This window comes from Micromonospora sp. NPDC048843 (assembly GCF_040649965.1).
Lineage (GTDB): Bacteria > Actinomycetota > Actinomycetes > Mycobacteriales > Micromonosporaceae > Micromonospora > Micromonospora hortensis.
The window spans coordinates 1-6,719 of record NZ_JBEZGJ010000271.1; the positions used below are offsets into that span (position 1 = coordinate 1).

A 6,719-nucleotide genomic window follows, 5' to 3' on the forward strand; every position below is an offset into this window, starting at 1 on the left:
CAGCACCCCGTCTTCACCCTGGCCACCGACTGCAAGGTCTACTTCTGCGACCCCCACAGCCCTTGGCAACGCGGCAGCAACGAAAACACCAACGGTCTCCTCCGTCAGTACTTCCCCCGATCCAGCACCGACTTCCGCACCTGGACCCAGGACGACCTCGACGCCGTCGCCCGCGAACTCAACGGACGACCACGCCAAACCCTCGACTGGCAGAATCCAGCCGAGGTACTCCACAAACACCTAGTCGCAACAGCCGCTTGAAACCGCCGCCCTGGAATACCGCGCCTTCCGTGAACCCGAGTTGATCAGCGCTCGTCTCGACGCCCGCGATGTGAATGGACTCCACAATGAGGGCTAATGGAGTGAAGCGGGCTAGTCGCAAAACTGGCTGAATGGGTCTTGACGGGGCTAATCGGTCGTCGGGTAAGAGGTGGCTACCTCGGCCCGAACGCTCCGGCTCGCCAAGCTCTGCGGGTTTCCCGTGCACTGCCTTGGATTGATCATGAAGTTATTGTCGGAACACGAGATGGACGGCGATAACTTCATGATCAACAGTTGTGAGTGCGAAGCGGGGGGCGAGCGAAGGTGCAATTCACGCGGCGAGTCGGGGCCTATGGGCTCTTGCGGGACTCAGGCCGGGTCTTGGTGGTTCGGGACGGGGTGGACGGTGAGTTTCCCGGGGTCTGGCGGTTGCCGGGCGGTGCCGTCGCGCATGCCGAGGACCCGGAGCGCGCCGTGGTCCGCCAGGTCGCCGAGCAGGCTGGGCTGACGGTCGCGGTGACGCGACTACTCACGGTGGTCGCCGATGTGGCCACCTTCTCGGAGGGCAAGGCCGCGCTTCACACCGACCGGCTGTTGTTCGAGCTCGACACTCCCCAAGACGCGCGGCTTGAGGGCGCGGGGCCCGGGGGCGAATTGCGGAGCGGCGGGGCTGGTCTGGTTGACCAAGTTTGCTGGCTTTCGCTGCAGGAGCTGGCGCGGTTGCCGCTGACCCCGTTCACCGCCGAGACGCTCGGCCTGCCGGTCACCCATCTGCCGCCGGCAGCGCACCAGTCGCGGGACCTGTTCTCGCCGCAGCACCCTGACCGTCGGCTGCGCTTCGGGGCGTACGGGCTGGTCACCGACCCCGCTGGACGGATCCTGCTCACCCAGATCTCGGAGGGCTACCCGGGGGCCGGTCTGTGGCACCTGCCCGGCGGTGGCACCGATCACGGCGAACAGCCGGCCACCGGGTTGCTGCGGGAGTTGGTCGAGGAGGGCGGGCAGGTGGGCCGGGTCGTGGAGCTTCTCGGCGTCAACAACCTGCACAACCCCGCCGCGCTGGGGCCAGAGGGCCGGCCTCTGGACTGGCATGGCGTACGGGTGATCTATCGGGTGCTGGTGGACGTACCTACCGACGCGGTGGTCACGGAGTCCGCCGGAGGGTCGACGGCTCGGGCGGGGTGGTTCACCCGCGACGAGGCGACTGACCTGCCGTTGAGCGACATCGCCGCCGTGGCAATCGGACAGAGTGGCCGATAGCACCCCGCTCGGTGAGCCGAGTTGGTGACCCTCCGGTACAGTCAAAGGCGGGAATGATGGAGGAAACGGGCGATGAAGCCCGGGATGGGAACAAGCGAGCGGTTCGAGCGGTTTACGCCAGATATAAGTACCGCCGGCAGCTATCGCCAAGCCATGTTCCCCTATGCGATGGTGTACTCCGCAAAACGGCTGCCGGGCCATGCAAGGTCCGGCACGAGACAGCCGGACACCCGCCACGTGGCGGTCAGCAGATCCGGTGATGGAGGAAACGTGCCGAGAGCCCCATGGCGCCGGCGTCGTACTACTGACAGTCCGCGCCCCGCAGGGCGTCGCTGGGCGGGCCGGTTGCGCCGCAGCAGCACGTTCGCCCGCCAGGTGCTGTTGGTCCGGGTCGGTCGCCGTGACGGCGACCTGCACCCGGCCGACCTGGCCCCGACCGAGCACCGGTACGCCGATCGGCAGCGCCGTCGCTACGGCCTGGACCGGCTCAGCCGGCCGACACTGGGCGTGGACCCGACACTGGGCCTGGACCGAGCCCACGTCGACGCGGTCATGCCGGTCAGCCCGGCGATGCCGCCGATGACGCAGACCGACGAGGCCCACTCGATCCCACTGCTCCCCGGCGAGCGCACCATGGCGCGCCGGATGAAGTTCGCCCTGGTCAACGCCTGCACGCTGGCCAGCCTGATGCTCGGCATGCTGGCCATCTTCCTGGCCATGCAGGGCGAGGTGCGCATGGCGGCGCTCTGTCTGATCGCGTGCGTCGGCTTCGACGGTCTGGACGGCGCGCTGGCCCGACGGCTCGGGGTGGCCAGCCCGTTCGGCGCGCAGATGGACTCACTGGCCGACATGTGCTCGTTCGGTCTCGCCGCGCCGGTAGTGGTCTACGCCTCGCTCGCCGGTTCCGTCTCCACGGCGGCGGCGGCAGTGGCGTGCGCACTGGTCGCGGCGTGTGCCGCGATTCGACTGGCCCGCTTCAACGTCTCGCCGAAGGACGGCAGGTTCTTCTGCGGAGTGCCGACCACCATGGCGGCCGCGGTGCTCGCCGTGACAGTGGCGATCGGCCTGCCGGTGCCTGGTGCCGTGCTGGTCGCCGGGGTGGCGCTGCTGGCCTTCGCGATGGTGTCGAGCTTCCCGTACGCCAAGCTCGCCCGCCTGGTGAAGCTGCCGCCGTGGCTCTGGCTGGCCCCGGTGATCGGCGCGCTGGTCGACATTCGGCTCACGTTCGCCCTGATCGTGGTGGGTTACCTGGTCAGCGGGCCGGTTCTCTGGCTGCGGCAACGTCGTACCGCCTGATTTGAGCAGACAGAACGGGGCGCCGCGGACAGCGGCGCCCCGTTCCTCGTTCGCGGGTCAGCGCCAGCGGGCGATGACAGTGGACCCGCCGACCACCTTGTCGCCCGGCCCGACCAGCGGGTCCGCGGCATCGGCGGGCAGGTAGACGTCGGTCCGGGAACCGAACCGGATCAGCCCGAAGCGCTCGCCCTTCGCCAGCAGCGCGCCGATCGGCGCGCGCTGCACGATCCGACGGGCGATCAGCCCGGTCCGCTGCGCGACCACCACAGTGCCGTGAGCGGTGTCCAGCACTGTGTACGCGGCGACGTTGTGCTCGGCGTCCGGCTTCATCGCGTTGACGAAGCCGCCATCGGCGACGAAGTAGTCCACCACCTTGCCGGCGACCGGGGCGCGGTTGACGTGCACGTCCAGCACCGACAGGAACACAGCGATCCGCAGCCACTCGCCGTCGCCGAAGCGCTCGTCGTGCAGCCGCTGCACCGACAGGACCTTCCCGTCCGCGCTGGCGACCACCGCGCTCGGGTCCTCCGGCACGTCCCGTTCGGGATCCCGGAAGAACGCGGCGACCGGCCCGGCGGCCAGGGCCGGCAGCAGCCACAGCTTGGACGACGGGCGTGCCACCCGGGCCAGCGCCGCGAGGCCCAGCGCGATGCCCGCCGCCGCCACACCGTTGGAGTCGATGTGCATGCTCCGGGTCACCGGCACGCTCGACGGCCGGTACGCGGGGGCCAGGCTGTCGGCAGTGGCCGGGCTGGCCGGGGTGAACCGCAGTCGGTAGACCCGCACCGGTGGCGAGTTACGCAGCACCAGATCGGCGCCGACGCCGTAGAGGGCGTCCTGTCGGGCCAGCTCGGCGGCGGCACCCTCGGTCCGGCCGGGGGCGGCGACGGTCGCCACGCTCAGTACCGCCCCGTCGGTCAGGTACTTGGCCAACCCCTCGACGCCGCCGCGGGTTGCCTCGGCGGTGCCGGTGAACGCCTCACCGGCGATGACGACGGCGGCGGCCTCGGCTTCGGCCAGCGAGTCGACGACGCTCACCCGGTCGGCGACCCAGCGGCCCTGGGCTGTGACGTGCTCGCGGAGCGCCGCAGCGCCGAACGGCTCGGCGGGCACCACTGTGAGCCGGTCACCGGGGAGCAGCGCATCGACCGCCGCGGCCAGCACCGCGGAGTCCGGGGTGACCCCGACCAGCAGGGCGGCCTTGGGGTCGTTGATCCGGGCCAGCTCGGCGACGAGGGTACGGGCGGCTCGCTCGCCGATGCGGACCGGACCGGACCGGCCGGTGGTACGCACGGCGGGGGACTGGGTCATGTCGGGCGGGCTCCTGACGGGGGTAGAGACGGGAATCGCGGCGGGACCGCCATGGGCGGGACGGGCCGGCCGGCGGAGGCGAGATCTCCACCAGCCAGCATATGCGTCCGTCCGCGCCGGCCGCACCGCCGTGGGGATGCGGTGGACCGACGCGGACATCCGCCCGAGCTCAGGCTTCCCTGCGGGGACCCTCCCGCTCGTCGCCCGGCTGGTCGCCGACGGCCTCGACTGGTTGGTCGGATCTGGTCGGCTCGTCCCCCTCCGACGAGGCCGGGCGGGCGAGGTTCCCGGTGGTCGGCTCGTCGTCTCCGTTGCCGGGGAAGGGCTCGGTCGGCGGCTCCGCCGGCGGATGAGCCAGCCAGGCCGGGTGGATCACGTCGGTGGCCGGCACGTCGGACGCCCGCACCTCGGTGGTCGGCGTCTCCACCGTCCGGTCCGCGAAGAGCGTCGGGTCCGAGGAGGGCGTCGGGTCGGAGACGAGCGTCGGGTCGGAGGAGGGAGTGTCCCAGGTGGACCGTTCGGCTTCCCAGTCCGGCAGGGGGGCGCCGGACGTCGACATTGCGGCACCGGAGACGGGCGCGCCGGAGACGGACGTGCCGGAGACGGGCGCTACCGCCTCGGCGGGACCGGCCTCGGCAATCGGCTCCGGCTGGTTCGGTCGACCCGAACGCAGCGCGCCGACCAGCCCGAAGACCCCGATCAGGATGAGTGCGCCGGCCAGGAACCAGCCGACCGGCGGCAGCGCGAGCCCGAGCAGTTGGGCGAGCAGCCACCAGGCGGACAGCGCCAGGAACACGAGCCCGAAGGCGAACGACACCAGATCCGTGCGGTGAGCCTTCACCGGGTCACCTCCAGGTTGCCGGCATTGACATGGATGTAGAGGCGCAGGGTCCCGCCGCCGGGCCCGTCCGCGCCGACGTCGGTGGATTCCCGCAGGCGGCCGTCCAGCCCGCCCGAGCGGTTGCCGAAGACCGTGGCGTCACCCGCGTTGACGTCGGCCACTGTGGTGACGTCCACGTTCGGCGGCACGACGACTGTCGCCTGGCCAAAGTTGACGGCCACTGTCACCTGGCTGTCCCGTTTCGCGAAGTCGATCCCGCGCAGGTCGAGCACGGCGTCACCGAAGCTGTTCTCGTACCGGTCCGCCAGGTCGCGGTAGTCGGTGGGCGCCCAGGTCACCGCGCCGTCGACCCCCCGGATCCGGTCGTAGGACTCGGCCACGGTCGCTGTGCCCAGCGCCGCCGCGGTCACCAGACCGAGCGCGATGAGCCAGCGCGCCCGCCCGAACCACGTGCCGACCAGCAGGCCGAGGGCGATCGTGGCCAGCGCGGCCGCGAAGTACGCCGAGGCGCTGATGGCGAAGACGTCCAGCAGGTCGAGTAGGGCGACCAGACCGAGCACCAGGAAGATCAGCGAGAAGGTCACCGCGCCGAGCGGCGAGCGCTCCTTGGGCCGCTTCGGCGGCTTCGGCGGCTTGGGCGGAGGAGGCGGAGCCGGGGTCGGCGAAGCGTACGGGCCGTGCGGCGCGAACGGAGGGCGGTAACCGGAGGGCGGCGGGGCTGTCGGATAGCCGGCCGGGGCAGCGGGTGTGCTGCTCACGGGTGCCGACGGCCAACCGGCGCTGGGCATCGCGGTGCTCGGCCAGCCAGGCTGGGCAGCCGTCGTGCCGGCCGGATACCCGGACACCGGGCCGACCCCGGGCAACGGCTGCGTCGCGCTGGTCGGCGGCGCGTCGTACGCCGGGATGGTGACTGTGGGCGCCGCCCCCGTCGTCGCGGTGGCGTACCCCGGACCGGTGCCGAACATCGGCGGCGTCGCCGCTGGGCCGGTCGACGGCGCCGCGCCGTACGACGGCCAGGTCACCGGTGGGACGACCGCGCCGGACGGTGCGGCGGGCGCCGGACCACCCGGGGTGCCGGGCCGTGGATTGCGGCCGTCCCGGTTGAGCAGGAGCGCGCCGGCGACCAGGATGGCCGCGCCGAGCAGCACCGCGCGGAAGGCGTCGGTGACGATGTACGCGAAGCTGGCCGCGACCAGGATGCCCAGGACGATCACCGTCACCGGGGACATGCTGGAGCGACCGCGACCGAGCATGGACTCGACGGGGGACGCGGTGTCGCCCTCGTTCGGGATGATCAGCCAGGCGGCGACGTACACCAGGATGCCGATGCCCCCGAAGAAGCCGAGGACCGCGAGCAACACCCGCCAGAGCACCGGATCGGTGTTGGTGGCGCGCCCGATCGCCGCGCAGACACCGGCCAGGTACCGCCCCTCGCGCGGCCGGACCAGCCCGTACCGCGAGGTGAAGCCGGTGCCGCCCAGCGGCGGTGGCGGCGCGGACGGACCGGGACCACCCGGCCCGGGTGGTGTGCCGCCCGGGCCGTAGCCGGTGCCCGCCGCGAACCCCGGGCCTGGGCCGTAGCCCGCCGCGGGGGGCGCGTAGCCGTCGGCCGGCTCGCCGGGCGCGGTGCCGGCGGTCGCGTCGGTGCCGGCGTGCGCCACCCAGCCCATCACCGCGAACCACAGCAGCACGGCGATGGTGGTCAACGCGCCGACGTCCTGCCCGGCGAGGAAGCCGGAGAGGTAGCCGA

Annotated in this window: 6 protein-coding genes; 3 read left to right on the forward strand and 3 right to left on the reverse strand. The window is 72.0% G+C overall.

The annotated features are described in order from the left end of the window. The 3 genes from AB0C20_RS34175 to AB0C20_RS34185 all read left to right on the forward strand — a co-directional run. On the forward strand, window positions 1–261 hold a 261-nt coding region (locus AB0C20_RS34175), incomplete at its 5' end, for an IS30 family transposase (RefSeq protein WP_357569550.1). Window positions 262–585: 324 nt separating this feature from the next. Continuing rightward, window positions 586–1,521: an NUDIX domain-containing protein gene (locus tag AB0C20_RS34180; protein ID WP_357189835.1), complete on the forward strand. Its 936-nt coding sequence runs from the start codon at window positions 586–588 to the stop codon at window positions 1,519–1,521. A 345-nt stretch (window positions 1,522–1,866) separates the two neighbouring features. Further along, window positions 1,867–2,817 (forward strand): CDP-alcohol phosphatidyltransferase family protein, encoded by a 951-nt coding sequence (locus tag AB0C20_RS34185; protein WP_238687766.1) that lies wholly within the window; start codon window positions 1,867–1,869, stop codon window positions 2,815–2,817. 57 nt (window positions 2,818–2,874) lie between these two features. Here AB0C20_RS34185 and AB0C20_RS34190 read toward each other — a convergent pair whose 3' ends face one another. From AB0C20_RS34190 to AB0C20_RS34200, 3 genes are all read right to left on the reverse strand, one after another. Next, on the reverse strand, window positions 2,875–4,128 hold the full coding sequence (locus AB0C20_RS34190; RefSeq protein WP_357189837.1) for a phosphatidylserine decarboxylase: 1,254 nt from the start codon (window positions 4,126–4,128) through the stop codon (window positions 2,875–2,877). A gap of 169 nt (window positions 4,129–4,297) precedes the next feature. Further along, complete coding sequence (locus tag AB0C20_RS34195; RefSeq protein WP_357569552.1) at window positions 4,298–4,969, reverse strand: hypothetical protein; 672 nt, start codon at window positions 4,967–4,969, stop codon at window positions 4,298–4,300. Then, window positions 4,966–6,639: a PspC domain-containing protein gene (locus tag AB0C20_RS34200; protein ID WP_357569551.1), complete on the reverse strand. Its 1,674-nt coding sequence runs from the start codon at window positions 6,637–6,639 to the stop codon at window positions 4,966–4,968. Before AB0C20_RS34200 ends, AB0C20_RS34195 begins: the two co-directional genes overlap by 4 nt. Window positions 6,640–6,719 lie beyond the last annotated feature (80 nt).

What these genes read in the sequence shown, in the direction of transcription:
- AB0C20_RS34190 (WP_357189837.1), bottom strand. Translation starts at nt 4,128, where the DNA reads ATGACCCAGTCCCCCGCCGTGCGTACCACCGGCCGGTCCGGTCCGGTC.
- AB0C20_RS34200 (WP_357569551.1), bottom strand. Translation starts at nt 6,639, where the DNA reads ATGGGCTGGGTGGCGCACGCCGGCACCGACGCGACCGCCGGCACCGCG.